Below are 1,312 nucleotides of genomic sequence, written 5' to 3' on the forward strand. Positions count from 1 at the left end.
CCCGGTCGCCCGGGTCGAAGCCGCCGAACCGGCCGGGGCCGGGGTTGAGCCGGGCCTTGGCGGCGGCGTTCAGCGCGCGGGTGCCGGCCGGGCCGCCGTGGCCCGGGGTGAGCAGCACCACCTGCTCGGCCGGGATGCCGAGCGCGCGCGGGATGGAGTCGGTGAGCAGCTGGATGGCGCGGTGGACGGCCTCGCCGGCGTCCTTGGCGGTCAGGATGACCACCTCCTTGTCCGGCGCCTCGACCGGCTGGAGCTCGCCGATTCCGACGCCGGAGACCAGCTCGCCGATCGGACCGAAGTCCGGGGTGCGGGAGGCGACCGCCGGGCAGGCCTTGGCGGCCAGCAGGTCGGCGAAGAACCGGCCGGGGCCGGCCGACCAGAGCTGGCCCGGGTCACCGCTGAGCACCAGGCGGGTGCCGTCGGCCAGCGACTCCAGGACGGTGGCGGCCAGTTCGACGTCCAGCAGCGGGGCGTCCAGCACGACCAGCAGGTCCAGGGCGAGCGAGCCGTCCGGGGCGCGGCCGGGGCCGGCGGCGCCGGAGAGCAGCTCGGCCAGGGTGACCACGACGGCCCCGGCCCCGGTGTCGGTCCCGGCAAGTGCGGCGAAGGAGTTCCGGCCCTGGTCGGTCCAGGTGGCGGCCCAGGCCCGCAGCCCGAGGCCCCGGGCGGCGGTGACCAGCGCGGCCGGCTCGGCGCGGGCCGCCTCGCCTCCGGTGTGCAGCACCAGGGCGTGCTCGCCGACGGCCTTGATCAGGGCGGTCGCGGAGGAGGACGGCGCGGCCTCGGCGGCGGCCGCCCAAGCGGCCGGGCCGGGGGCGACGGGGGTCTGTTCCGCGGCGTCCGCGGCATCCGCGTCGGCCCGGGTTTCGTCGGCCCCGGTCTCGTCGGCGTCGGCGGCCTCGTCCGCGTCCTCGCTCGTGTCGGCGTCCTCGCCCGGTACGAAGGCGGCCATCAGCTGGAGCAGCTTCTCGGCGAGACTGTCCTCCGCCATCGCCAGCCCCTCCAGCGCGAGCAGCGTCCGGGTCGGGGCCTCGTCCTCCTCGCCACCCGCCGCGTGCGCTTCGGCACCCGTCAGCTCCTCCTGGAAGGGCAGCACCCGCCCGTCCTGGACGGCGGCCTGGATCGCGGCGGCCGGGTCGGGCATCCGGAGCCGGTCGAGTCCGGCCGCCACCTCGGCCAGTTCCAGCGCGGAGTGCCCGCGCAGCGCCGCCTGCTCCAGCAGCCACGGCACCAGCGCCCGGGCGCGGCGCTCGTCACCCGGGCCGGCCTCGGGGCCGAGCAGCTCACGGGCGAAGCCGTCCGCGTGTTCGGG

1 pseudogene is annotated in these 1,312 nt (G+C 78.0%); it reads right to left on the reverse strand.

Going from position 1 to position 1,312, the window contains the following annotated elements:
- Nucleotides 1-1,312 (reverse strand): annotated as a pseudogene (locus KS423_RS45590) (exodeoxyribonuclease V); the annotation flags it as partial.

It is taken from the genome of Streptomyces sp. LS1784 (assembly GCF_020103755.1).
In the GTDB taxonomy this organism is placed as follows: domain Bacteria; phylum Actinomycetota; class Actinomycetes; order Streptomycetales; family Streptomycetaceae; genus Kitasatospora.